The sequence below is a fragment of the Hydrosulfovibrio ferrireducens genome, assembly GCF_046883345.1.
Taxonomy (GTDB): Bacteria; Desulfobacterota; Desulfobulbia; order Desulfobulbales; family Desulfurivibrionaceae; genus Thiovibrio; species Thiovibrio ferrireducens.
The window spans coordinates 42,027-66,246 of record NZ_JALKCW010000006.1 but is presented as its reverse complement, the minus strand read 5'-3'; the positions used below and the strand labels follow the sequence as shown (position 1 = coordinate 66,246).

Annotated in this window: 19 protein-coding genes; 15 read left to right on the top strand and 4 right to left on the bottom strand. The window is 57.9% G+C overall.

Features of this window, described 5'->3' with window-relative positions:
- The first annotated feature begins 274 nt into the window (after positions 1–274).
- The 9 genes from rpsB (at position 275) to tsaB (ending at position 8,382) form a co-directional block, all read left to right on the top strand.
- Positions 275–1,030: a 30S ribosomal protein S2 gene (gene rpsB / locus MWR57_RS01765; protein WP_423123067.1), complete on the top strand. Its 756-nt coding sequence runs from the start codon at positions 275–277 to the stop codon at positions 1,028–1,030.
- Positions 1,031–1,242: 212 nt separating this feature from the next.
- Positions 1,243–2,112, top strand: coding sequence for a translation elongation factor Ts (gene tsf, locus MWR57_RS01760; protein WP_423123066.1), 870 nt, complete (start codon positions 1,243–1,245; stop codon positions 2,110–2,112).
- A 135-nt stretch (positions 2,113–2,247) separates the two neighbouring features.
- The gene (gene pyrH, locus MWR57_RS01755; protein ID WP_423123065.1) at positions 2,248–2,988 is read left to right on the top strand and encodes a UMP kinase; all 741 of its coding nucleotides are present in this window, start codon (positions 2,248–2,250) and stop codon (positions 2,986–2,988) included.
- Positions 2,981–3,535 (top strand): ribosome recycling factor, encoded by a 555-nt coding sequence (gene frr / locus MWR57_RS01750; RefSeq protein ID WP_423123064.1) that lies wholly within the window; start codon positions 2,981–2,983, stop codon positions 3,533–3,535. Before pyrH ends, frr begins: the two co-directional genes overlap by 8 nt.
- Positions 3,536–3,685: 150 nt before the next feature.
- Positions 3,686–4,432 (top strand): isoprenyl transferase, encoded by a 747-nt coding sequence (locus MWR57_RS01745; protein ID WP_423123063.1) that lies wholly within the window; start codon positions 3,686–3,688, stop codon positions 4,430–4,432.
- A gap of 36 nt (positions 4,433–4,468) precedes the next feature.
- The gene (locus MWR57_RS01740) at positions 4,469–5,275 is read left to right on the top strand and encodes a phosphatidate cytidylyltransferase (RefSeq protein WP_423123062.1); all 807 of its coding nucleotides are present in this window, start codon (positions 4,469–4,471) and stop codon (positions 5,273–5,275) included.
- Positions 5,276–5,330: 55 nt separating this feature from the next.
- Positions 5,331–6,566 carry a 1-deoxy-D-xylulose-5-phosphate reductoisomerase gene (locus tag MWR57_RS01735; RefSeq protein WP_423123061.1) on the top strand — a complete coding sequence of 412 codons (1,236 nt, stop codon included), beginning with the start codon at positions 5,331–5,333 and terminating at the stop codon, positions 6,564–6,566.
- Between the two features lie 8 nt (positions 6,567–6,574).
- Positions 6,575–7,645, top strand: coding sequence for an RIP metalloprotease RseP (rseP, locus tag MWR57_RS01730; protein ID WP_423123060.1), 1,071 nt, complete (start codon positions 6,575–6,577; stop codon positions 7,643–7,645).
- Positions 7,646–7,653: 8 nt separating this feature from the next.
- Entirely contained in the window at positions 7,654–8,382 is a 729-nt protein-coding gene (gene tsaB / locus MWR57_RS01725; protein WP_423123059.1) for a tRNA (adenosine(37)-N6)-threonylcarbamoyltransferase complex dimerization subunit type 1 TsaB, read from the top strand.
- Between the two features lie 78 nt (positions 8,383–8,460).
- On the opposite strand, the gene MWR57_RS01720 is transcribed toward tsaB, so the two are convergent.
- The 3 genes from MWR57_RS01720 to hrpA form a co-directional block, all read right to left on the bottom strand.
- The gene (locus MWR57_RS01720; protein WP_423123058.1) at positions 8,461–9,096 is read right to left on the bottom strand and encodes a protein phosphatase CheZ; all 636 of its coding nucleotides are present in this window, start codon (positions 9,094–9,096) and stop codon (positions 8,461–8,463) included.
- Positions 9,097–9,285: 189 nt separating this feature from the next.
- Positions 9,286–11,022: a sensor domain-containing diguanylate cyclase gene (locus MWR57_RS01715; RefSeq protein WP_423123057.1), complete on the bottom strand. Its 1,737-nt coding sequence runs from the start codon at positions 11,020–11,022 to the stop codon at positions 9,286–9,288.
- Positions 11,023–11,153: 131 nt separating this feature from the next.
- Positions 11,154–14,900, bottom strand: a complete 3,747-nt coding sequence (gene hrpA / locus MWR57_RS01710; RefSeq protein WP_423123056.1) for an ATP-dependent RNA helicase HrpA — start codon at positions 14,898–14,900, stop codon at positions 11,154–11,156.
- A gap of 295 nt (positions 14,901–15,195) precedes the next feature.
- On the opposite strand from hrpA, the gene MWR57_RS01705 reads away from it, so the two are divergent.
- Positions 15,196–16,281 carry a disk-shape morphogenesis protein volactin gene (locus MWR57_RS01705; RefSeq protein WP_423123055.1) on the top strand — a complete coding sequence of 362 codons (1,086 nt, stop codon included), beginning with the start codon at positions 15,196–15,198 and terminating at the stop codon, positions 16,279–16,281.
- Positions 16,282–16,413: 132 nt separating this feature from the next.
- Here MWR57_RS01705 and MWR57_RS01700 read toward each other — a convergent pair whose 3' ends face one another.
- Positions 16,414–18,609: a pentapeptide repeat-containing protein gene (locus MWR57_RS01700; protein ID WP_423123054.1), complete on the bottom strand. Its 2,196-nt coding sequence runs from the start codon at positions 18,607–18,609 to the stop codon at positions 16,414–16,416.
- Between the two features lie 147 nt (positions 18,610–18,756).
- On the opposite strand from MWR57_RS01700, the gene MWR57_RS01695 reads away from it, so the two are divergent.
- From MWR57_RS01695 to MWR57_RS01675, 5 genes are all read left to right on the top strand, one after another.
- Positions 18,757–19,380, top strand: a complete 624-nt coding sequence (locus tag MWR57_RS01695) for a hypothetical protein (RefSeq protein ID WP_423123053.1) — start codon at positions 18,757–18,759, stop codon at positions 19,378–19,380.
- Positions 19,381–19,446: 66 nt separating this feature from the next.
- Positions 19,447–22,281 carry a transglycosylase domain-containing protein gene (locus tag MWR57_RS01690; RefSeq protein ID WP_423123052.1) on the top strand — a complete coding sequence of 945 codons (2,835 nt, stop codon included), beginning with the start codon at positions 19,447–19,449 and terminating at the stop codon, positions 22,279–22,281.
- A gap of 114 nt (positions 22,282–22,395) precedes the next feature.
- Positions 22,396–22,911 (top strand): YecA family protein, encoded by a 516-nt coding sequence (locus MWR57_RS01685; protein ID WP_423123051.1) that lies wholly within the window; start codon positions 22,396–22,398, stop codon positions 22,909–22,911.
- Positions 22,912–23,031: 120 nt separating this feature from the next.
- Positions 23,032–23,820, top strand: coding sequence for a TSUP family transporter (locus MWR57_RS01680; protein ID WP_423123050.1), 789 nt, complete (start codon positions 23,032–23,034; stop codon positions 23,818–23,820).
- A 15-nt stretch (positions 23,821–23,835) separates the two neighbouring features.
- Positions 23,836–24,180: a hypothetical protein gene (locus MWR57_RS01675; protein ID WP_423123049.1), complete on the top strand. Its 345-nt coding sequence runs from the start codon at positions 23,836–23,838 to the stop codon at positions 24,178–24,180.
- Positions 24,181–24,220 lie beyond the last annotated feature (40 nt).

Genomic DNA, 24,220 nt, shown 5'->3' with positions numbered 1-24,220 from the left:
ACCCCAGCCAGTCCTGGCCCCGCGGGCTTTCCTCACCTCTCGCCGAAGGCGGCAGAACAAATGGGGGAGGGTAAACCTCCCATTGGCACGCAGCCGAGCACCGGAAAGAAAGAAAAAAGACCAATCCCCCTCTTCTTCCTTGCAAAAAAACGGTTCGGATGTTAAAAAATTCGGGTTCAAAAATAAACACACCCCTGCAAAAAGCTCCTCTGGTGCCCGAAATCGGGTTGGAGCGATGGGGTGGACGAAAAACCAAAACCACAGGAGAAGTACCATGTCTTACATGACCATGAAGGAAATGCTGGAGGCCGGTATGCATTTCGGCCACCAAACCCGCCGCTGGAACCCGAAAATGAAGCCGTACATCTTCGGCGCCCGCAACAAGATCTACATCATCAACCTCGACAAAACCCTGCCCCTGTTCAACAAGGCCTACGAATTCATCGCCAAGACCGCGGCCAAGGGCGGCACCGTGCTCTTTGTCGGCACCAAGCGCCAGGGCCAGGACATCATCAAGGAAGAAGCCGAGCGTTGCGGCATGTACTACATCAACAACCGCTGGCTGGGCGGCATGCTGACCAACCACCAAACCATCAAGAACAGTGTCGACAAGCTGAAGAAATACGAGGCCATGCAGGAAGACGGCACCATCAACCACTACCATAAGAAAGAAGCCCTCCAGATCCAAAAGGATGCGATCAAACTGGACCGCAACCTGGGCGGCATCAAGAACATGAAGGGGCTGCCCGCCGCCATCTTCCTCATCGATCCGAAACGGGAGAAGATCGCCATCGAAGAGGCCAACCGCCTCGGCATTCCGGTGGTTGCCCTGATCGACACCAACTGCGATCCCCGCGGCATCGACTATCTCATCCCCGGCAACGACGACGCCATCCGCGCCATCAAGCTGATCGCTTCCAAGATGGCGGATGCGGTGTTGAGCGGCAAGGAGAAACTTGCCACCGCCCACCAGGCCGCCACCGACAAGGACACCGAAGCCAAGGCTGCCGCCGCGAAAGGCGACGCATAACCAGTCTCTTTACAATGGTAACCATCCCCGTTGGGGACAGGAAAGATACAAACCAAGAAACGTAACTGTTCAGCAACACCGCAGATGCTAGGAAGAAGTCTGCAAAGTGTGCCAGTGCACATGAGCAGGCCGATGACAGGTAAGCGAGCCTGCGAGACTCCGACGCAGATGCGGCGCGTTGTTGGACAGTTACCGAACATGAAGGTAGAACCGTGAATATTACAAGTCAGATGGTAAAAGAGCTCCGCGACAAAACCAACGCGGGCATGATGGATTGCAAGAAAGCCCTGACCGAAACCAGCGGCGACATGGAAAAAGCCATCGATCTGCTCCGGCAGAAAGGGTTGGCTGTTGCCCAGAAGCGTGCCGGCCGGGCAACCAGCGAAGGCTTGGTGGAAACGCTCATTCAGGCCGACGGCAAACTGGGCGTGATGGTCGAGGTTAACTGCGAGACCGATTTTGTTGCTAAAAGCGACGCCTTTATCGAGTTCGCCAAGAACGTTGCCCTGCATGTGGCAGAGAGCGGTGCCACTTCCCCTGCCGAGCTCATGGCGGAAAAATTTGTCAAAAACCCCGCGCTCTCCATTCAGGACATGCTCAACGAACTGGTCGCCAAGCTCGGCGAGAACAGCGGCGTCAAGCGCTTCGTCAAATTCAACGAGGGCGTGGTTGAAACGTACATCCATGCCGGCGGCAAGTTGGGCGTGATGGTCGAATTATCCTGCGCAAACGACGCAGTTGCCAAGAACCCGGCTTTCAGCGAGTTCGCCAAGAATATCTGCATGCATGTTGCTGCGGCCAATCCCGTATCCATCCGTCGCGAGGAAGTCCCCGCGGATCTGGCGGAACGAGAGCGCAACATCTTCATCCAGCAGGCCATCGACTCCGGCAAGCCGGCGAACATCGCCGAAAAAATGGTCGGCGGCAAGATGGATCGCTTCTTTGCCGAGAGCTGCCTCTTGGAGCAGAAGTTCGTCAAGAACCCCGACATCTCCATCCAGGACCTGCTCAAGGAACTGGCGGCCAAGGTGGGCGAAGAGATCAGCATCAAACGCTTTGCCCGGTTTCAGGTTGGCGCCTAACGCTGTTTCCACGTAATGTCGTGACCGGCATAAGCGGCCGTAACGAAATGGTAAAAAATGTAATGGTTATTTCGTAACGGCCCCTAAATATGAAAAGAACGGCATAAGCGGCCGTAAATGAATAACCAGAAAAACATGGATAATTCTTTGACGGCTCCTAAATACCCAAGAGTTCTCGTGAAGCTGAGCGGCGAAGCCCTTATGGGCGACGCCGCTTTCGGCATCAGCACCAAGGTGCTTGATTATCTGGCCGCGGAGATCCAGACCCTTGTGGATCTCAAGGTGGAAATCAGCCTGGTCATCGGCGCGGGCAACATCTTCCGGGGAGTATCCGGCGCCTCTTCCGGCATGGACCGGGCCGCCGCCGACAACATGGGCATGCTGGCCACGGTCATCAATGCCTTGGCCCTGCATGACGCCTTGGAAAGAAAAGGCATCCCGGCCAGGGTTCTTTCCGCCATCCCCATGCTCACGGTCTGCGAACCCTATTCCCGGCAAAAAGCAGTGCATCATCTGCGCAAGGGACGGGTAGTGATCTTCGGGGCAGGCACAGCCAACCCCTACTTCACCACCGATACAGCCGCGGTGCTCCGGGGTCTGGAAATCAATGCCGACCTGATCTGCAAGGCCACCCGGGTCGATGGCGTCTACGACAAGGATCCTCTCAAGCACACGGATGCGGTCAAATTTCCCCATCTCAGCTTCAGCGAGGTTCTACAGCGACGTCTCAAGGTCATGGATGCGGCGGCAATCTCGCTGGCCATGGACAACAACACCTCCATCATGGTTTTTGACATGAACATCCCCGGCAATATGAAGAAAGCCATCTGCGGAGAACAGATCGGCACCTTGATACAGGGAGAGGACAATGAGTGAAATTATTGAAGCGCTAACCGAAAAAATGACGGCAAACATCGAGGCCTTTAAGCGCGATCTCACCAAGATTCGTACCGGACGGGCCACGACCTCCCTGCTCGACGGGATAAAGGTAATGGCCTACGGCACACCGATGCCGCTCAATCAGGTCGGCGCCGTGACCATCCCGGAAAGCAGAATGCTGGTTATCCAACCCTGGGACACCAAGCTCCTTCCCGCCATCGAAAAGGCCATCTTCTCCTCGGACCTGGGCCTCAACCCGTCAAGCGACGGCAAGATGATCCGGATCTCCATCCCGCAGCTCACCGAAGAACGGCGCAAGGAGCTGGTAAAAAACGTCAAGAAAATCAGCGAGGAGCACCGGGTTGCCATTCGCAATCTGCGGCGCGAGGCCATCGACACCCTGAAAAAGCAAAAAGGCAACAAGGAAATCCCGGAAGACGATTTCTTCAGGATGCAGGATGAGGCCCAACACGCCACCGACCGTTTCATCAAGCAGATCGATGAGATCATGGCTGACAAAGAAAAAGAGGTCATGGCGGTTTAGGAGCCGTTTATTTCGTTGCAGCTTCCCATGCTGTTCTTGCCAGCCAATTGACGACAGTATCGGATTACAACGGCGTAAATATTCACGACCTGCCCATCCTTACTTCAGCCGGTTGCACACTGTCATCCGCTGAGAATCGAGACCGCTCCAATGCCCAAGCTTGATACCACCGCCTTGCCCCGCCATATCGCCATCATCATGGATGGCAATGGCCGCTGGGCCGAACAGCAGGGCAAACCACGCATCATGGGCCACCGGGCCGGGGTGGAATCCGTACAGGATATCGTCCGCGCCGCCCGGGAACTCGGCATCGGCGTGCTGACCCTCTACGCCTTTTCCACGGAAAACTGGAAGCGCCCCCCCTTGGAAGTCCAGGCGCTCATGGGGCTGCTGAAGTCCTTTTTGGAAAGCGAGCTCGCCACCATGGTCCACAACAATGTGAGCCTGCGCTGCCTCGGCCAGAAAGAACGCATCCCCTCGGAAGTCCGTAAGGTTTTGGAGCGGGTGATCCAGGAAACCTCCGGCAATACAGGGCTGATCCTCAACCTCGCCTTGAGCTACGGCGGCAGGAGTGAAATCACCCAGGCCGTGCAGGCAATCGCCCAAAAATGCCTGGCCGGAACCCTGAGCCCGGGAGAGATTGACCAAAGTATGCTGGAACAGCACCTGTACACCGCAGGCTTGCCGGATCCGGACCTGGTGATCCGCACCGGAGGCGAAACCCGCCTGAGCAATTTTCTCCTGTGGCAGGCATCCTATGCGGAGCTGTATTTCACGGAGATCCTCTGGCCGGACTTCAGAAAAAAGGACCTGCTGCATGCCATTCTCGACTTTCAGAAGCGGCAACGGCGTTTTGGCAAAACTGGCGAACAGGCGGAACAGACACCCACCCATTGATCATACGCCGCCAGAATCGGCTATGACAGGATCTGCATGAAACGACTCATTACCGGTATTGCGGCAAGCGCTGCCTGGCTGTTCCTTCTTTTCGCGGGACCATTGCCCCTGTTCTGGCTGGTCATCACTGCTTTGGCCGCAGTGGCGCTGAACGAATACCTGGTCATTGTCCTGCCCGACCTCAACACCCGCGCCAGAACACCCATTCTCCTTTTCGGCCTGTTGCCGGTGCTCGGCGCCTATTCCGGCGACGCCGCCACCCTGCTCGGCGGCTTGAGCTTTGCCTTGGTCGCCCTTCTGCTCCTCACTTTGTTCCGGTACGCCAGCTTTGTCCAGCCCTACGAAATTATCAGCCGCGCGGGCTTTGGCTATCTCTATCTCGGCCTGTGCAGCGCCCATCTGGTGCTGCTCATGGCCCTGCCGCAGGGGCGCGCCTGGTTGCTGCTGCTCACCGCCATAACCGTAGCCTCGGACACCGCCGCCTTCTATACCGGCAGCAAATTCGGCAAGCACAAGCTCTGCCCGACCATCAGCCCGGGCAAGACCTGGGAAGGCTTTGCCGGCGGCCTGGCCGGCAGCCTTGGCGCGAGCCTTCTTGTCCGCCATTTTTTTCTGCCCGAGCAGGGGTTGCTCTGGATATGCCTTATCGTCCTTCTGCTGGGCTGCCTCGGCGCGGCCGGGGATCTTTCGGAATCAGTCATCAAACGGGCCTTCGGCGTCAAGGATTCCGGCAGCCTTCTCCCAGGACACGGCGGCTTGCTGGACCGCATCGACTCCCTGTTGCTCACCGCGCCGGTACTCTATTACCTGTTGTATTTTGGGACAGGACTGTGTTTGATGTGACCCATGCGGGAGCACATTACCGTTGCCCCCCATTTTCAAGAGAACCGAAAGACGCATGAAAAACATCTCCTTGCTTGGCTCAACCGGCTCCATCGGCCGCAACGTATTGGAAGTGGTCCGCCAGTTTCCCGGCCGCTTCCGCATCGTGGGTCTGGCCGCGGGCACCAATGGCCGGTTGTTGCGCGAGCAGATCGAGGCTTTCAACCCCGAAAAAATCTCCATTAGCGAGGCAAAGCTGGCGGGCGAACTGGCCCAGAGCCTGCCCCCCGGCTGGTCTGAAAAGATAGTGGTCGGCACCGAGGGCAATGTGGCCGTCGCCACCCTGCCCTCCGCGGACACGGTTGTTTCCGCCATCGTCGGCGCAGCCGGGCTCACCCCCACCATGGCCGCCATTGAGGCTGGAAAAAACATCGCCCTGGCCAACAAGGAAACCCTGGTCATGGCCGGGCACCTGGTCATGGCGGCGGTTCAGCGCAACAAGGGAACCCTGCTGCCCATCGACAGCGAGCACAGCGCCATTGCCCAGGCCCTGGAAGCCGGGAAAAAAGCGGATGTCAGCAAGCTCATCCTCACCGCCTCGGGCGGGCCGTTCCGCAATCTGAACGAACGCGATCTCTGGGCCGTCACCCCGGAACAGGCTTTGAATCACCCCAACTGGGAGATGGGCAAAAAGATCTCCATCGACTCCGCCACCCTGATGAACAAAGGTCTGGAGGTCATCGAGGCCCGCTGGCTGTTTGACATCGCCATCGAGGACATCGAGGTGCTCATCCACCCGCAGAGCATTGTCCATTCCATGGTGGAATACGTGGACGGCTCGGTGGTCGCCCAACTGGGGGTGCCGGACATGCGCATCCCCATTGCTTATGCCCTCTCCTACCCGGAACGGCTGCGGATGAATCTGCCGCGGTTGAACCTGGCGCAGGCCTCGGATTTGAGTTTTTCCCGGCCGGATTTTGAACGATTTCCCGCCCTAAAACTCGCCTACCAGGTGTGCAAACGGGGAGGGAGCCTGCCCGCGGTGCTCAATGCCGCCAACGAAGTGGCGGTCGAGGCATTTCTGACCGGCGCCATCCGCTTTCCGGAAATCGCCCTGGTGGTTGCGGAAACCGTGAGCCGGTTGCCCAGGGAGGAAGGCGCCAGCCTGACCGCAATCCTAGACGCCGACCTTGCCGCCCGAATGCAGGCGGCCTCGATTATCGAGGCCCTGCGCATGCAGACCCAGCAACGCCTCGGCAAAGACGTTCTCAGTCCGGAGCTGCCGCCCGGACACACACCCTTAACCATCTGAAGAGACCCATGACCTCTATCCTCGCCTTTATCCTCGTCCTTGGCCCTCTGATCTTCATCCATGAATTCGGCCATTTTCTCTGCGCCAAGCTGTTCGGCATCCGGGTGCTTAAATTCTCCCTGGGGTTTGGCCCCAAGGTGTTCGGCCGCACCGTGGGCGACACCGAATATCTGCTGAGCGCCTTCCCCCTCGGCGGCTACGTGAAGATGTACGGCGAAAGCCTCACCGAGGAGGTGGCCAGCGACCAGCAAGGGTTTTCCTTTTCGCACAAGGCCATCTGGCAACGTTTTCTGGTGGTCTTTGCCGGACCGCTCTTCAATCTCCTGTTCGCGGTCCTGCTCTTCTCGACCATCTTTGCGGTCATGGGCATCTCCCAACCGGTGAACGAAGCGCGAATCGGCGGAGTCACCGTGGATTCCCCGGCGGACAAGGCCGGGCTCGCGCCAAACGATCTCATCCTCAGCATCAACGGCGCCGCGGTCCAAGAGTGGAATGATGTTGCCCGCCTCATCAAGCTCAGCGAGGGAAATCCCGTGACCCTCATGGTCCAACGGGGCGACCAAACCCTGACTCTTACCGGCCAGCCGAAAATGGAACAAGACAAGAACATCTTCGGCGAGGTGATCGACACCCGCTACATGCTCGGCATCCGGGTGGCCGACGAGGTGGTTCCTATTTCCCCTGTCGAAGCGCTGCAGACCGGGGCAATGCATACCTGGGCCCTGATCAAGATTACTCTCCTGGGCATTGTCAAGATCATCCAGAAGGTGGTCCCGGCCAGCGAACTGGGCGGGCCCATCCGCATCGCCCAGATCGCCGGGCAACAGATGGAGGCCGGCTGGCTCAATCTGCTGCACTTCACCGGACTCCTCAGCGTCAGTCTCGGGGTGCTGAATCTTTTCCCCATCCCCATCCTCGATGGCGGGCATCTGGTCTTTTTCGCCGTTGAGGCCATCCGCCGCAAGCCGTTGAGCGTGGAAACCAGGGAGCGCCTCCAGGTCGTCGGCCTAGTGCTGCTTATTTCCCTGATGCTCTTTGTCTTCTACAACGACTTCCGCTTTCTCGGCAACGGGGGCTGATCCAGGCAATGGTCCCTTCCTCCGCATCCGCCCCGGTTATCCTCGCCCTGGAAACCGCCACCACCTGCGGCAGCCTGGCCCTGGTTGCGGAAGACCGCTGCCTGGCCGAGTATTCCCTCAACACCTCCATCACCCACTCCCGCCGGTTGCTCTCCGGGATCGACTGGCTTCTTGCCCAGTGTGAGCTGAGCTGGCCCCAAATCGGAGCCATTGCCGTTGGTCTTGGCCCCGGGAGCTTTACGGGTCTGCGCATCGCCTTGAGCACGGCCAAGGGACTCTGCATGGCCACGGGCAAACCGCTCCTCGGGGTGGAAACCCTGGATGGGCTTGCCGGGCAGTTGCCCTACTCTTCCCTGCCCATCTGCCCGGTGGTTGATGCCCGGAAAAACGAAATCTACACCGCCCTCTACCGCTGCAACGAACAAGGGCTTCCGGAAAAAACCACCGGTCCCATGGTGATCAAGCCCGAACGCTTGCAGGAATTCATCACCACCCCCACCCTGCTGGTGGGCGATGGCCTGCCCCTGTATGGCCGGATGCTCAAGGAACTGCTGGGAGAATCCGCTCTGCTAGCGCCCCAGGAGATCTGTTTTGCCAGGGCGGCAGCCATTGGTTCCCTGGCCTGGGGTCTTTTCCGGCAAGGTTCTTTCCTGAATCCGGCCACGGCTGTGCCCATCTATGTGCGGGCCTCGGACGCGGAACTGCAATTTGGCGAAAGGAAGAAAATAGCGAGCTGAAGGGACGGGGTCTAAGACGGCGAAGCGGATATGTGCGCTTGCGGGAATTCAGAGGGGGGCTGCAAAACAGTTCCAGGTTCAGAAGCCAAACTCGGCCAGAAGATCATCAACCAGGTCCTGCTTCAAGGAAGAAGGCGCGCTGGGAGCATGAACCCCTCGCAACAATTCCTTCTTTTTCTGTACGTTTTCCATGGAACCATCTTTCTTGATGTTGAGAATCACCAGAACTTCAAGGAGCCAGTCACGGATCTGATTGAGATCAACGATGATTTTCTCCATCTTCTGCCGGGCAACATCCTGATACGACTGGGACGCGATGATATCGTACATGGCGGCCTTCATTTCGGTGACAACCGCCTTGGCCCGGGCGTCATTCCCGCCTGTCTGGCGGAGCATGTTCTCAAGCTCTTCGATCTGCAGGATAATCCTGTCGGATTTATCAAGAACCGCACTGGTGGATTGCTCCATGAGCTGCACCACATCCAGGGCATGGCTCAGCACGAAAGGCGCCTGCTCACCCGCGCTGGCCAAGGGAACCTGCACGGTCTTCATGTTGACCAGCATGGTGTTGATTCTTTTGGTCAACATCGAAAGCACGCCCTCGGCGTCAACCTCCGGGATCTCTCCCTTGTAATCACCCCGCAAAAAAGAATCGGTGATCTCCACCAGGGAGGCGATGCTTTTTTCCAAGTGTGAATCATTGACCTTTGCCATGTTGTTCCCTTTTTGCTGACTGATCATCCCATGAAACGTTCAAGGCAACTCCCTGAGCGGCCAAGGGCTTTTTGCTTCCTTGTGCGACGATTTAACACTAAAACCCTACCGAAAGATCACGGGAAAAGCAACTGAAATGGTTGATTTTTCACAAAAACCACCACACAATCCCCCTTCAGCGGCAGCAGCCTATCGGTAGCGGGAAGCCGTGGCATAAAACCGTTCTTTGGCGGCATACATTTGCCTGTCGGCCTCCTTGGCCAGAGCTTCGGGAGGATGCTTGTCGGTTGCAGCCTTGCCCAGACTGACCGTGACCGGAAATTCGCTCCCGTCCGGCAAGGGAAGGGTGAGGCTGGAAAAAACCCGGGTTTGCAGCCTTTCGATAAAATACCCCGCGTCCTCGTCCGCGCTGTTGTTGAGCAAAACAATGAATTCATCACCGCCGGTCCGCGCCGCGATATCGGTATTGCGCAGGGTGCTCCGCAGGGCCTCGGCAACCGCAACGATCAGCCGGTCCCCGGTTTCATGGCCGTATTGATCATTGATTTTCTTCAACTGGTTGACATCCCCCAGCACCAGGGCATGATGGATTCCGTATCCATGAAACTTTTCCTGCGCCTCTTCCAGGGACTGGGTCAGATAGCCGCGGTTGAAGAGGCCGGTCAGGGCATCCTTGTTCGCCTTTTCCTCAAGCTGCCGCAGCAGGAGCTGGTTGTGAAAATAGGCGCCCAACGGTTCGGTGACCAGGCGGAGAATGCCCAGCGCCTCTTGGTTGATGCTTCCTTCCAGCAACACCAGCCCCACCCTCTGCCCTTGGGCTCCCATGAGGGGAATCTGCGTGCTGTTCGGCCAAGGGAGAACCGTGTCGGCGAGAAGCCCGTCGGACTTGAATCGTTGCTGATCCCGGGACATGCAAGCCTTGGTCACGGTCTTCCACTCCTCGGTGGTCATCCCGCTCTGATGGGAAAGCCAGATATTTCCTGCCCGGATGTCGTTGATTATAAGGCCGGCCGCACCGGCATGGAGATCCGGCAGGATCGCGTCGAGAAAATAGCCGGCCACCTCTTTGATCCCGGCCTCCTTCTGCATGTAGATACCGAAATCCACGAGAAGCGAGAGCACCTTGTTCTTGCTTGCGATCTCTTCGCGCTGTCCGCGAATCTGACCAATCAACTCGACCTGGCGGGTAATATCTCGAAACAGCAGCAACCCGCCTTTACCGTTGGGGGCGACGGAAAATATTTCCGTGTAGACCCGTCCCCCTGTTTCGTGGCTTTTTTTCTGCCCATTGGCCTCGCTGAAACCGCGCTGGGCAGGGCAGTCAAGACATGGGGCGCTGTTGCCGAACAGAGCATAGCAGTGGCCGCCCATTTGCCGGGGAAACAGGTCAAGAACCGCCTTGTTCTTCCGCTGCACCAAAAAATTCTCATCCACGGCGAGCAGGGCTTCCGGAAGGTTGTCCATGATCTGGGTGAGAAACTGCTGCTCTTCCTGGTTCAACCGCCGACGGCGTTCGAGGAGGATGTTCTTGGCCTGCAATTCCTTGCGGTCAAGATCGCTGCGCCTGAGAAGGCTGATCTCCTGGGAAACATCGTGGAGTGTGAGCAGACATTGTCCCTGCCAGATCTGACAGAATATCTTCAGGTAGATGTCGCCCTCGTGCGCTTTGAGGGTAACCGCCTGGCGCTTGCCTTCAAGGTCGGCTCTCTCGACCGGACACCCTTCGCACCGCGCCTCGCTGCCAAACAATGCCTTATGGCACGGCTGCCCGATCGCATCCAGCCCCGCCCGGCTAAAAAAATCCTGGGCAACGCTGTTGGCAAAGGTGACCGAACATGCTCCACTGCACAGCAAAACCCCTGTTTGCACAGCATGGAGAAGCGCTTGAATCTCCGTATCCGGTGAGAAAAAATCCGTTTTTTCCATGTATGGCGGCTTATCCTGACAGAGTGCACATCTCGACGAAACGATTTCGCAACCTAGCAATAAAACGTTTTTTTTTCACACCCAAAATACTCTGCCCCAAAAAATACAGAGAAGTACGTAGCAGTGAGCCGTCAACAGAGCTGGTCAATCTCCTGCCATTTCTTATCAAGGCGCTTGGCGGAAACCGGCAAGGCTGTCCCCAGCTCCTGGGCAAACAGGGAAACCTTGAACTCCTCAATCATCTCCTGGTATTCACGCAACCGTTCCAACAGGGCGCCGGAGAGATCCTTGCCGGCAACGGCCCTGGCATAACGCTCCTCATGGATTGCCACCTGCTGCGCCTTGAGTGCATCCTTGCCCGGGGAAACCCGAGCCCGCTCAAGCCGGATACGCAGGGCTTTCAAATACCGGCACATGGCCGGCAGCCGGCAAAGGAGGGTTTTCTGCAAAAAATCAGCAGGCACAATCCGCGACACTTGCCGGCGGTAGTCGGCAAGCCGTGCCTCCTCTCCGCTTGCCGAACCGCCTTTGCCGGAAAGCCTGGCAATCGCGTCCAGGGTTGTTCGCCGCTCCTGCAATACCTGGTCAACCGCCGCAAAGATTTCCCGGCAGAGGGGGGAAAGCCCCTGACGCCGCAGCTCTTCGATCTTGGCGGCGAATTGCCCGGCAGAGGGCGGCAGGCCGTCGCGAATGTCGAACACCGTATACACAACAAAATCCCAGACATCTTGATTGATCTGCTCATGGGTGGCCAATCCTTCATACAACGCCCAATGCGAGCGAGGAATAGCCAGATCTTTGCGCAAGGATTTGAGCTGGAGCGCAAACTCCTTGGAATACAAAGACAGCAGCGCCAGCCTGGTGCTCTGCCGCGCCTCGTTTTCCAGGGCAAAAAGACGCTGCCCCAGTCCCTCTTGATCATCATAACACAGACCGGGATAAACATAGCCCTGCAAAGTCCCGTTTACCCCAGGAACCGGCAGGGATACCGGCGTTTGGCCCAACTGGGCCGGAGTGAGATTTTTTTGTTCCCAGCGCGCCTTCAGCTCGGCCATTTGCGCGGAACCAAACACCTGGACCTGCCCCGTTGCCCCGCTTTTCAAGGCGCTGAAATCCCTGGTCGCGCTGACGATCTTCCCCTGCCCATCCAGCAGGCAGAAACGAAATCTGAGGTGGGGCGGCAGATCGGCCAGGGGCCAGTCCCGGGTGGCAATGCGCAGCTTGAAGGAGTCGGCGATCACCTGTTCCAAGGCCCGGTACAATGAGCCCCTGCCAAAGGGCAGATCCCGGACAATCTCCGTTGCGGTCTGGGGAATGGGCACCAGTTGTTTGCGCAACCCCTTGGGCAGCCCCTTGAGCAGGAAAACCACCTTTTCTGCCAGCATGCCCGGCACCAGCCATTCAAAAAGATCAGCGCGCAGATGCGGCGCCAGGCTGAGGGGAATCCGGGCCGTCACCCCGTCGTCCTCCTCCCCGGGGGCAAAGCGGTAAGAAAGCGTAAGCTCACACTCGCCAGCAGGCAAGGTTACAGGGAACTGCTCCAGCACTCCAGCCTCGGGCAATTGCCGCCGGACATCATCGGCGGTCATAACCAGGAGTTCTTGAGCGCCTGGGTTTTTCAGCCACTGATTCAGGCTTCGCTGATCGCGGACCTCCGGGCCAATCCGTTCCTCGTAAAAGTCAAAAAGGGCCTGGTCATCCACCATGATGGTGCGCAACCGCAGCCGGTCTTCCATCTCCTGCAGCTCCGCCACCAACGCCGTATTCGCGGCAAGGAAGGGGTATTCCCCCTTCAGCTCCCCCTCCACGAGGGCGGACTGGATAAAAATCCGCCGCGCCTCCTCCGGCTTGATCAAGCCAAAATTCACCTTGCGCCTCGGCACAATAACCAGCCCGAAAAGGCTGATCTTGGCAAAGGCAACCACCTGGCCCCGCCCCTTTTCCCAATGGGGTTCGGAATACGACGAGCGGCACAGTTCCCCGGCCAGAGGCTCGATCCACTCGGGGTTGATCTCAGCCACGGTGCGGGCGTAGAGACGCGAGGTCTCCACCATTTCGGCGGCCATGAGCCAGTCCCCGGTCTTGCCGTATTGGCTGGAGCCGGGAAAGATCATGACCTCCTTGCCTCCCCCGGTCTGATAGAGATTCTTCTCTTTTTTCACCGCGATATTCCTGAGGTTGCCGCTCAGGATCGCCCGGTGGATGGCCTCGGGCGAAGCGGGCTGGGCGTTCATCACAAAGCCGGGCTCCTCGCCAAGCACCTGACAGATCTGCTCGTGGATATCGCGCCATTCACGCATCCGCAAAAAAGAGAGATAATGACTGACGCAGAACTTGCGCATCCGGGAAAGGCTTTGCAGCTTGTCAAAGGTGGAGTGGTACCCGTCCCAAAGAGCGAGGAAGAAAAGAAAATCCGAGGGAACCTTGGTAAAACGGGCATGGGCCGCATCCGCCGCCGCCTCCTTGTCCGCGGGCCGGACCCGCGGGTCCTGGATGCTCAACCCCGCGGCGATGATGGTCACCTCGCGCAGGGCGTTGTGGTCCCGGGCCTCGATGATCATCCGGGAGATCCTCGGGTCCAGGGGCAGACGGGCCATGAGCCTGCCGTGCGCGGTAAGGCGGTGCTGGCGATCCAGGGCGCCAAGCTCGGTGAGCAGTCCATAGCCGTCCTGGATGGCGCGACCCGTTGGCGGATCAAGAAATGGGAATTTGGCCGGCTCACCCAATTTGAGACTGATCATCCGCAGGATGACCTCGGCCAGGTTGGTGCGCAGGATCTCGGGCGGCGTGTATTCCGGCCGGTTGCGATACTCCTCCTCGGCAAAAAGACGGACGCAGACCCCCGGCCCCACCCGGCCGCACCGGCCCTTGCGCTGATCGCAACTCGCCCGGGAAACAGCAACGATGGGCAGCTTGCTGGTCCGGGCCCGGACATTGTAGCTCGCCATGCGGGCCAGACCGGTATCAACCACATAGCGAATACCGGGCACGGTGATGGAGGTTTCGGCCACATTGGTGGCCACCACGATCTTCTGCCCTTTGACCGGCTGAAAGATCTTCTTCTGGTCGCCAGGGGAGAGCCTGCCGAACAGGGGCAACACCACGGGCGCGGCGTGGCGCCGGCCAAGCTTGGCGTGCAGCGATTCCACGGTTTCCAGAATATCCCGCTCGGTGGGCATGAAGACCAGGATATCCCCCTCCCCTTCGTGCTGGTGCAAAGCGCAGACCGCCTCCACCGCCTGATCCACATAGCTCTGCTCTCCTTCCTCCTCCTTGGCCGGATCCAGGGGCTGGTAGCGGACCTCCACCGGATAGGTCCGGCCCGAAACCTCGATCACCGGGGCATTGGAGAAATGCTTGGCAAACCGGGCCGTGTCGATGGTGGCCGAGGTGATCAGCAGGCTGAGATCCGGGCGGCGGGCCAGAAGCTGCTTCAGCAGGCCGAGGAGGAAATCGATATTAAGGCTCCGCTCGTGGGCCTCGTCGATGATGATGGTATCGTAGGCGGAAAGATTCCGGTCGTGGTGCGCCTCGGCCAGCAGGATGCCGTCGGTCATGAATTTGAGGCGGGTATTCCGGCTGGTCTGGTCCTTGAACCGGATCTTGTAGCCGGCCAAGTCTCCATGGACGCCCAGCTCCTCGGCAACCCGCTCGGCCACGGTGATGGCCGCAATCCGCCGGGGCTGGGTGCAGCCGATCCTTTTATGCCTGCCGCGCCCGGCCTCCAAGCACATCTTGGGCAACTGGGTGGTCTTGCCGGATCCGGTGTCCCCGGCAACCACCACCACCTGACTTGCGCGGATCGCCGCGATGATTTCCTGCCGGTGCGCCACGATGGGCAGCTCCGCCGGATACTGAATGTTCCTTTCCTGTTCCATGCGTGTGAAGAGCCTGTTCCCAAGAGGGTTGCCGGAAAAAATCCAACCGGCTCCACCCCTGATCCGCCATGCGGGAGATATTTTTTTATAATTTCTTCAAGAAGAATGCTGAACCAATCGAAAATAATGTAGAATTTTTACAGTGAGATAAGTACAATAATACCAATTTTCCTGTAAAACTGCAGGAAAGAACGCAACAACAGGCAGAAAAAACATCGGCGGCGCGCAAGCGACAGGCTACGGGGCAGGCTACCGCTCTCAGGCGGGGAAGAGAGGACCAAGGAGGAGCATACGAATGACGGAAGAAATGGGAAACATTGACAATGCCATTGAAGCATCGCAGAAAACCGTGGTCTCCCGTGAAAAGGAAACCGGCGAGGATGCCGAGCGCCCCAAGGGTCCGGTAGGCCTTGATATCGGCACCAGCCATATCGTCATGGCCCAGAACAAGGGAAAGAACATCCACACCATCAAGCAGCTCAACGCATTCTTCACCATCCCCTATTCAAAATTCACCAAGAAGATCCTGGTGGACAACGAGGTGACCTTTTTTGAAAAGGGAGACATGTTTTACATCCTCGGCTATTCCGCCGAGAACTTCGCCAACATGTTCAATACCAACACCCGGCGCACCATGGAAAAAGGGTTGCTCTCCGCCCGCGAGGACGAAGGGATCAACGTGCTTCAGGCCATCATCGGCACCCTGATCAAGCGTCCCAAGAATCCGGGCGAGGTCATCTGCTTCAGTATGCCGGGCACCCCGGTGGACAGCGGCCAGTCCGTGGTGTACCACGAATCGATCATCAAGATGTACCTGGCCACCCTGGGCTACAACCCCATCTCCATCAACGAGGGTCTGGCCACGGTCATGGCCGAGCTGGCGGAAGACAACTTCACCGGCATCGGCATCAGCATGGGCGGCGGCATGTGCAACATCTGCCTGGCCTATCTCTCCGTGCCGGTCATCACCTACAGCATCCAGAAAGGCGGCGACTACATCGACCAGATGGTCGGCATCTCGGTGGGCGAACCGGCCACCAAGGTCAAGACCATCAAGGAAAGCACCTTCCGGCTGGCAAAACCCCCGAAGAACCGGGTTGAAACCGCCCTGCAGATCTATTACGACGACCTGATCCACACCCTGCTCCACAGCCTGCAGGACGTGCTGCACTCTTCCGACAAGATTCCGAAGATCGCCAAGCCCATCCCCATCGTGCTGGCAGGCGGCACCGCCCTGCCCACCGGCTTTAAAGAGCACTTCGAAAAGGCGCTCAAGGAATTCAACCTGCCCATCGAAATCTCCGAGGTCAGGATTGCCGAAGACCCCCTCAACACCACAGCCAAGGGCGCCATGGTCATGGCGCTTTCCGAAGAGATCTAACGGAATAGCGAAACAACACAGAGTTTACGAGGGCGCAGCCGAGTGGCTGCGCCTTTTTTTTGGACAACTGCCGGGAAGGAAATCATCCCGGTGCCTTTGCCCGCAATCACCCTGGCCTCACGGGGCCGCTGCTTACAAGACCGCTCCGTCCTTGGCAAGGCTGACTTCCAACTGCTTGCCCTTTACGACCTCAAAGCGCTGTTCCCCGATCTTCCGGTTCTGGTGAAAGAACTGGACCGTCCAGGTTCCATGCACCGGCATCTTTTCCGTGATGGTGAGAGCCTCAACCAACCGCTGCATGTACTTGACCTGCTGGTTTGCGGTGCGCACCAGCTTTCCGTCCGGCCCGTACCAGCGGATAACCAGGGGTAGATCCTGGTCCACCGGCAGAAAATTGACCGAGTACAGCGCTCCCAAGGTGGTCCCGATCTTGCCGGGGATATTGTTCGCCCCCCCGGCAAACATCTGGAGCTTTTTCATGTTCAATTCGATATCGCGGACATTTTCATAGGCAGCGCTCAATTCGGAAACCTGCTGAAACGGCTGCTGCACCAGGCCGGCGCTTTCGATCTGCAACCCCCAGATCTTCACCGGTCGGGCCGGCTCCGACGAGGCTTCCGGGTCCCTGGCCGGGCGCCCGGCCGCGGCAACCTTGCTGCTCCGCGAGGCAGTCGTCGCCCCCAAACTGCTCTCCGGGCCGGGAGGGGTGAACCCCTTTGCCGTGTTGATCTTCTTGGCCCTTTTGATATTTTTCACATTCAACAGGGTGGCCTTGGTCAGATCGGCGCCTTCCAGGTTGGTCCTGTTCAGGTCGGCGTCATTGAGATTGGCATTGATCAGGATGGCGCGGGACAGGTCGGCGTCGGTAAGGTCTGCCCAGCGCAAATCGCCATCCCGGAGATTGGCGCCGGCAAGCACGGCATTGGTCAAATCGGCGTTGGCCAGATCCACATTGGCAAGATCGGCATTGCTCAGGTTGGCGTCGATGAGATTGGCGTTCCGCAGATCGAGGCTGACCAGCTTTGCATCGCTCAGCACAGTCTCACGCAGATTCTTGAGATCGAAATGTTTCGCCGCCGTCAGGTTGATTCCGGAGAGGTTCGCGCCCTTCAGGTCGGCGTTGCTCAAATTGGCATTGGCCAGTTCGGCCTTGGCAAGGTTGGCCCGGTTCAGATAGGCATGGTTCAGTTTAGCCTTGGTGAGATCCGCGCCTTCGAGATTGGCGTTGTTCAGATTCGCCCCGGTGAAATCAACCGTGTTCAACCGGGCTTTGCGCAGATCGGTATTGGTGAGATTGGCTTTCACCATGAGGGTGCGGACACCGAAATCCACCCCGGACAAACGGGCGCCGGTGAGATTGGCCTCGGTCAGATCAACCCGCCCCATCAGAGCTTTTTCGCAGTTGGCCTCGGTGAGATTGGCCTGCTGGAAATTCGCGCCGCCAAACTCCCCGGATGCCAAATCAGCCCTGGTGAGATTGGCTCCCCGGAAATTGGCTTTTTCAGCGGTTACGCCGGTCATGATCGCGCCATTGAGATTGGCCTGCACCAAAACCGCCTCATTCATCTTCGCCTTACCCAGGTTTGTTCCGTTGACGCTCGCCTCGGAAAGATTCGCCTCTTCCAGATTTGCGCCCTGCATATCCGCGCCATCGAGATTCGCCCGGATCAAATTCGCCTTGGACAAGGCAATTCCCCGCAGATGCGTGCGGCGCAGATCCACCCCGTTGAGCACGGCGCCGGACAGCTTCACCCCCGCAAGAATCGCGACGGTGAGATCTACATTCCCCAGCTTTGCCTCGCTCAGGTTGGCCGAGGTAAGATTGGTTTTCGTGAAGGTCGCCCCGGAAAAATCTGCGCCGCTGGCATCGCTTTCGGTCCAATCCGATTCAAGCAGGATGGCGCCCGCCAGCACCGCCTCCTGGAGATCAGCACCACGGAGATTACTCCGGGCAAGATCGGCATCGGTCAGGTTTGCCTCGGCCAGCCGGGCCTGGGACAAATCGGCTTTTTGAAGTCTACAGCCGACAAGGATGGCGCCCCTGAGGTCCGCCTGCCTGAGATCGGCATTCACCAGATTTGCCTGGCTGAAGTTCACCCCGCGCAGATCGGTATCACGCAGGTTCGCTCCTTCAAAATTGGCGCTCCGGAAGTTGAGCCCCCGCAAATTCTTGCCGGCAAAATCCGCGCCATGAAAATCCTTGCCCACAAAACCGGAAGGTTCGACAACGCCTGTTGCCGGAGAGGGAGCACCATTATTTGCCGGCGTGGTTTCGCTGGAAAAACTGCCCGGCGCAGGGGAGGAAGCAGCGGGGAACCAAGAGGGCAATCCAACTCCTGCCTGGCCCCAAAAAAGAAACCCTCCGCCCCCAACCAGGGCAACAACAAGAACCGCGGCGAGCCCGAGCCCGAACCTGGAAAAAAAAGACCGCCCCCCTTCCCGTTGGCCTACAGCCCGGACAAGGGTTTTTTCCGAGTGGCAACGCGGGCAGGGCGCTTTTTTGCCGACAAAAGCAACGGGCACCATCTGCTGAAATCCGCACCTGCCACAGGAAAATTTAGCCCGGTTGGCGTCGCTTGCCGCCGCGGACGAATTTTTCCCCACGACAACGGTATGCCTGCACTTCGGGCACGGCACCGACTTGCCGGCATGACGATCTTCAACCTCGACGGAATACCTGCATTTATCGCAATAAAAAATCATCCGACATCCTCAACAAAACAAAAAAACCGTTATCACCGCAAACAGCCGGGCCTGAAGCAACAGCTACACCAATCATCGACCATAACCAAAAAATACTTCATCTATTTTTGTCATCGCCCAAAGAAACCGCGATTACAGCAGGAAGCCGCAGCGACCGGCGATTTGCGGCGGTATCACCGGACAATTTCGTGTCCGGACCTGTTGCCTTGTGCCTTTTTTACGCCTCCGGCATATATTTCGACACACACGTTCAAGAGCAGTGCTGTAAAAAATATTCAGATGGGGTATTATAACACTTTACCTGGGGGGGTAACAGAATCTTGCCGAAGCCAAGCAAAAATCCCCTCGCAGTCCATGATGCGCCCTGCGCATTTTTTGTTTGCGTTTCGCCTGTAGTGCAGAGATGACCACTGAGGGTGGCTGGACATTACCCTGAAGCAGAATCAGAGGCCTTAACTTTCCGTGCAAAAACCAAAGCAGCCAGAGTCTCCCCAAACAGAAAGCAAGACCGACGCCCAAGGGACGCGGAAAATCTTCGACCCCAGGGAACAGGCCATAAAATACAAGGCCTACCGTCATATTTTCTCGGACAAGGACGTCAAAAAGGGCCTTGACGAAAAAGCCATCATCCGCAAGATCAAAAAAAGCAAAAGCCTCAGCGGCCGTTACCGCCAGTACCTGGAAATGCGGGACGACGACAAGCGCGGCAGCCATACCTATCCCTGGCAAAACCCGTTCAACCGCGTCCTGTTCTGGTCCGCCTACTGGCTTCCTCGTTTCATGAAATGGGGCGCCCTGCTTGCCGTCACTCTTTTCATCCTCAACTACATCCCCGGCCCGACCCAACATATCATCGAGGTGCTCATCGCCCGCTCCATTTATGACACCGCCCCCATCGAACGGCTGCCCGACGACTTGGAAACCTATGCCCACTCCGCCGACATCAAGGACAGCCGGGGCGCCATCATCAAATCCTACGGAAAACGCAAGGTTACCGAGCAGCTTCCCGTCTCCGCCCAAAAGGCCCTGCTGGCCTGCGAAGACCACTTTTTCCTGCCCCACCCCAACAACACCTGGTATGAAAATCTCTTTCTGATCCACCCCGGGGTCAGTTGGCTGAATCTGGTCGGCGCGGTGAAAGACACCCTGCAAGGCGATCCCCGCGGCGCCAGCACCATTGTCATGCAGAACGCCAAGAAGATCCTCGGCAACGAGGACCGAACCATTGCCAACAAGCTGGAGGAGATCATCATCGCCTACATGATGGTGGCCAAATTCGGCAAGGAAAAAAACCTCAACTTTTACATCAACACCGTGCCGGTGGGTGCCAACATCTATGGCTTCCCGGCCGCTGCCACCAACTATTTCAAAAAAGACCTGGCCGCCCTCAACATGCAGCAACTGGTGACCATCGGCTCCTTCATCCCCAACCACAACCGCCAGGTCGCCTTCTATGAAATCGTCAACGGCAAAAACTTCGGCGACCTCTCCCCTGCCATGCAGGGCCACGCCAAAAGCGCCCTTAACAAGATCAATCTCGCCCTCACCCACCTCTGGAAACAGAAGGAAATCCCGGACGACCAGTACCGGAGCTGGCTGCTGACCGACGAAGAATCCATCCGCCGCATCGGTTTCCGCGATTTCCGCTCGCCCCTGTACGGGGAGGAGGAGTGGACCTCCTGGAACGTCATCAAGGAGGTTTCCTCCCGCACCTACACCATCAATGGCCGTGAGGTTTCCGGCACCCAGCTCCTGCTGGAGGAGAAAGGGGCCGTTTCCATCGAAACCGGCACGGATCTGGCCCTGATCGAAAAGATGAAGGAAATCATCGGCGAATTCCTGCAGAGCAGCTACTTTAAGGAAATTCTCGCCGCCAGCAACCAGGGGAGCTGGCAGCGCGACAAGGAGCGCTACACCTCCCGCGGCCTTACCCCGCCCTACTCCGATTTCAATAGCTTTCTCGAATACCTGCAGCGCAACATCAATGTCGGCATCCTTGCCGTCAACCAAAAGGGCGAGATCGTTGCCTACGTGGGCGGCAAGGAGTTTCTGCAGACCAAAAACAGCGAAAAATACGAAGAAGAGGACGAGGCGCCCGATCCCAACGAAGCCGCTGCCGACACCGGCGCCAACCATGAATCGGTGATCATCGACATCATGAACAAGAAGGCAAAGATCACCCCCTCCTCCACCATAAAACCGATCATTGCCTACTACGCCATGGTGGCGAACAATGCCAAGATGAGCGACCGTTTTGCCGACAAGCCCATCGAGTACAAGTATGTGGCCAGCGAAGGCAGACAAACCTGGATGCCCCGCAACTGGTACAACTACGACGGAACCCATCCCATGGGCAAGGAATACAACCTGCTGGAAGCACAGGTGATTTCCATCAACACGATCTTCGCCAGGCTCTACACCAACCCCATGCTCCGCAACGCCATGCTTCAGGGCTTTGACCAGGTCGGCCTGGACTACAGCAGGGAAGACGCCAAATACTGGCCTTTCGGCATCGGCTCCTCGGCGGTGTCGGTGCAGCAATGGCTTGGCATCTACAATGCCTTTTTGGACGGCCAGTACCGCGATCCCTCCTTTGTGCGCCGGATACAGATAAACGGCAAGACGGTGTACGACCGGGACCTCGACGACCAGTACGCCAAGATCCCGCTCTTCGACGCCAAAAAGGAACGGGAGGCGGAGATGGGCGCCCTGTACGAAATCTGCAATCGCGGCACCGGCTCCTCCATGAAAACCGAATTCAAGCATCACAAGAATCTGGTCTCCGGCAAGACCGGCACCGCGCCGATGAACAAGTCCGCCCTGTTCATCAGCCATTTTAACCCCTACCGCGACCGGCTGACCCACAAGGACCGGACCATCACCATGCTCGTTTCCGTAACCACCAACACGGGCGGCTTCAAGAGCGTGGGCACCTCGGGCAACGCGCCGACCAAGATTGCCGGCCGCATTTACAACCACCTCTTCCAGCAGGAAATGCAGGAAATGATGGACAAAAACATCGACAAGGCAAAGCGCGAGGATACCCATTTCCGCAACAACCAGGTGTACTGGGCCAATGTCAACCGGTACATGGACACCCTTCTCTCCGGCAAATGCGGCAACAGCCCCATCTCCGACAACATCATCGGGGTTGACGACTACGGCGAAGCCCTGGTGCAGATTTTAAACAGCAACACCAAGATCTACACCGGCCGCGATGAAGTATTCTCCCAACTGGTGCAATATTACTGCGACCAGGAGAAGATGGTCCGCATGGACACGACCCCGGAAAACTAACTCCCGGACCGTCCGGGAAGATGCAAGCGCGGCTTTACAAACCATGCCGGGCGTGGCATAGTGGCGAAGCTTCATATCACAGACGAAACCTTACACTCAGAAGAGAGATTCCATATGGCAAAGATAGGAAGAAATGATCCCTGTTTCTGCGGCAGCGGCAAAAAATTCAAGAAATGCTGTCTGGGCAGCCGCACCGCTGCTCCAGCCGGACCTGCGATCCCCTCGGTAAAGATGGAAGTAGAAAAAATTCAGGAAAGCGCCAGGGCCGGAAAAGCAGCGGTGCTGGCCCTGGGGGTTTTCGTTCTCTTCTCCACCACCAGCGGCGATGCCTGGCTTCTGGAGGTCACGGACATGGACGCCATTCAGGTGGCCAAGGACGGTGAAAAACTGCCGGTGCAAATCGAGGAAAACCCTGAAACCATCGAAATCAACTGGACCCATAAGTTCGACGTCAAAAACAAAAAATTCGTCCTCACCTCCTATAAAGACAAGAGCGAAGAGATCCGCGACGATTATCCGGGCCACACTATTCTTTCCACGGTAAAAAAGATCCGCAGCCGTATTCCACCCGAGCTGATCAGCACCATCCATCTCGACAACGAGGAAGAGAGCCAACCACAGGCGGGCTGAGTGCGGGCTGCCCAACCTCCGCTGAAAACGAAAAAAAGCACGGGGCGGAGAATTTCTCGTCCCGTGCTTTTTTTAGGCTAACCAGCACCGTGTTGCCTGGGAGAAAAACTTTCAGAACCCATGAGCTATCTGGTCATCTGCAGCGTGGCCCTCGCAGTCTCCGGCCTGACCCTTTTCTCCGGTTTCGGCCTGGGCACACTCCTGATGCCGGCCTTTGCCCTGTTCTTCCCCTTGGAGGTGGCGGTGGGGGCCACGGCCATGGTGCATCTGGCCAACAATCTTTTCAAGGCCGCCCTGTTCGGCAAACACGCCGATCTCGGGATCGTTCTCAAATTCTCCCTGCCCGCCGCCCTGGCGGCCGTACTCGGCGCGCTGCTGCTCAACCAACTCAGCGGTATGGCGCCGATCATGCACTATTCCCTGGGTTCGCGCCTGTTTACGATCACCTGGCTCAAGTCGGCCATTGGGGTGCTGATCATGGGATTTGCCCTGGCCGAGTTGTGGCCGGGCTTGAAGAAACTCTCTTTCCCGCCACGCTTCATCCCCATCGGCGGAATCATTTCCGGTTTTTTCGGGGGGCTGTCCGGCCATCAGGGGGCATTGCGCACCGCGTTTCTGCTCCGGGCCGGACTGAGCAAGGAGGCTCTCATCGGCACCATGATCCTTTCCGCCATTATCGTCGATATCAGCCGGATCCTGGTGTATGGCTCTACTTTTGTTTCCCGGGATTTGGCGGTGATGCGGGCGGCAGGCGGCTTCGGCCTGGTGGCGGCCGGCACCCTCGCCGCCTTTCTGGGAACCTTCTGCGCCTCGCGCTTTCTGAAAAAAATGACCCTGCACATGGTACAGACCCTGGTGGGCGGACTGCTTCTGCTGATGGCCTTGGCGCTGGGGGCGGGAATGCTGTAAGCACGGGAGGCTCCCATGAAGCTGCTCGGACTGTTGCCCGTTATTCTCAGCATGCTGGCGCTTGGTGCCCATTTCTACCGGGCAGGGCATCTCCTTCTTGCCGGGGGAGCGCTGCTTGCCCTTGGCCTGCTCTGTCTCCGTCGGCCGCTGGCGGCCAGGCTCATGCAAGGGCTGCTCGCAGCAGGCGCGGTGGAGTGGTTTATTACCGCAGGTCAGCTTGTCATGTTCCGCCAGTCCCAGGGGCTTCCCTGGCTGCGTCTCGCACTGATCCTCGGGTTGGTCGCCCTCTGCACCCTGCTCTCCGCCTTAGTTTTCAGAACACCCACGCTCAAAAACCATTTTAACCTGGACAAGGATTAAGAAAAGACTTAAATTCTATTCATGCATGGAAGCAGAACCG

What these genes read in the sequence shown, in the direction of transcription:
- MWR57_RS01740 (WP_423123062.1), top strand. Translation starts at nt 4,469, where the DNA reads ATGAAACGACTCATTACCGGTATTGCGGCAAGCGCTGCCTGGCTGTTC.
- rpsB (WP_423123067.1), top strand. Translation starts at nt 275, where the DNA reads ATGTCTTACATGACCATGAAGGAAATGCTGGAGGCCGGTATGCATTTC.
- MWR57_RS01685 (WP_423123051.1), top strand. Translation starts at nt 22,396, where the DNA reads ATGGCAAAGATAGGAAGAAATGATCCCTGTTTCTGCGGCAGCGGCAAA.
- hrpA (WP_423123056.1), bottom strand. Translation starts at nt 14,900, where the DNA reads ATGGAACAGGAAAGGAACATTCAGTATCCGGCGGAGCTGCCCATCGTG.
- MWR57_RS01675 (WP_423123049.1), top strand. Translation starts at nt 23,836, where the DNA reads ATGAAGCTGCTCGGACTGTTGCCCGTTATTCTCAGCATGCTGGCGCTT.
- pyrH (WP_423123065.1), top strand. Translation starts at nt 2,248, where the DNA reads ATGGATAATTCTTTGACGGCTCCTAAATACCCAAGAGTTCTCGTGAAG.
- MWR57_RS01680 (WP_423123050.1), top strand. Translation starts at nt 23,032, where the DNA reads ATGAGCTATCTGGTCATCTGCAGCGTGGCCCTCGCAGTCTCCGGCCTG.
- MWR57_RS01745 (WP_423123063.1), top strand. Translation starts at nt 3,686, where the DNA reads ATGCCCAAGCTTGATACCACCGCCTTGCCCCGCCATATCGCCATCATC.
- frr (WP_423123064.1), top strand. Translation starts at nt 2,981, where the DNA reads ATGAGTGAAATTATTGAAGCGCTAACCGAAAAAATGACGGCAAACATC.
- rseP (WP_423123060.1), top strand. Translation starts at nt 6,575, where the DNA reads ATGACCTCTATCCTCGCCTTTATCCTCGTCCTTGGCCCTCTGATCTTC.
- MWR57_RS01720 (WP_423123058.1), bottom strand. Translation starts at nt 9,096, where the DNA reads ATGGCAAAGGTCAATGATTCACACTTGGAAAAAAGCATCGCCTCCCTG.
- MWR57_RS01735 (WP_423123061.1), top strand. Translation starts at nt 5,331, where the DNA reads ATGAAAAACATCTCCTTGCTTGGCTCAACCGGCTCCATCGGCCGCAAC.
- tsaB (WP_423123059.1), top strand. Translation starts at nt 7,654, where the DNA reads ATGGTCCCTTCCTCCGCATCCGCCCCGGTTATCCTCGCCCTGGAAACC.
- MWR57_RS01705 (WP_423123055.1), top strand. Translation starts at nt 15,196, where the DNA reads ATGACGGAAGAAATGGGAAACATTGACAATGCCATTGAAGCATCGCAG.
- MWR57_RS01715 (WP_423123057.1), bottom strand. Translation starts at nt 11,022, where the DNA reads ATGGAAAAAACGGATTTTTTCTCACCGGATACGGAGATTCAAGCGCTT.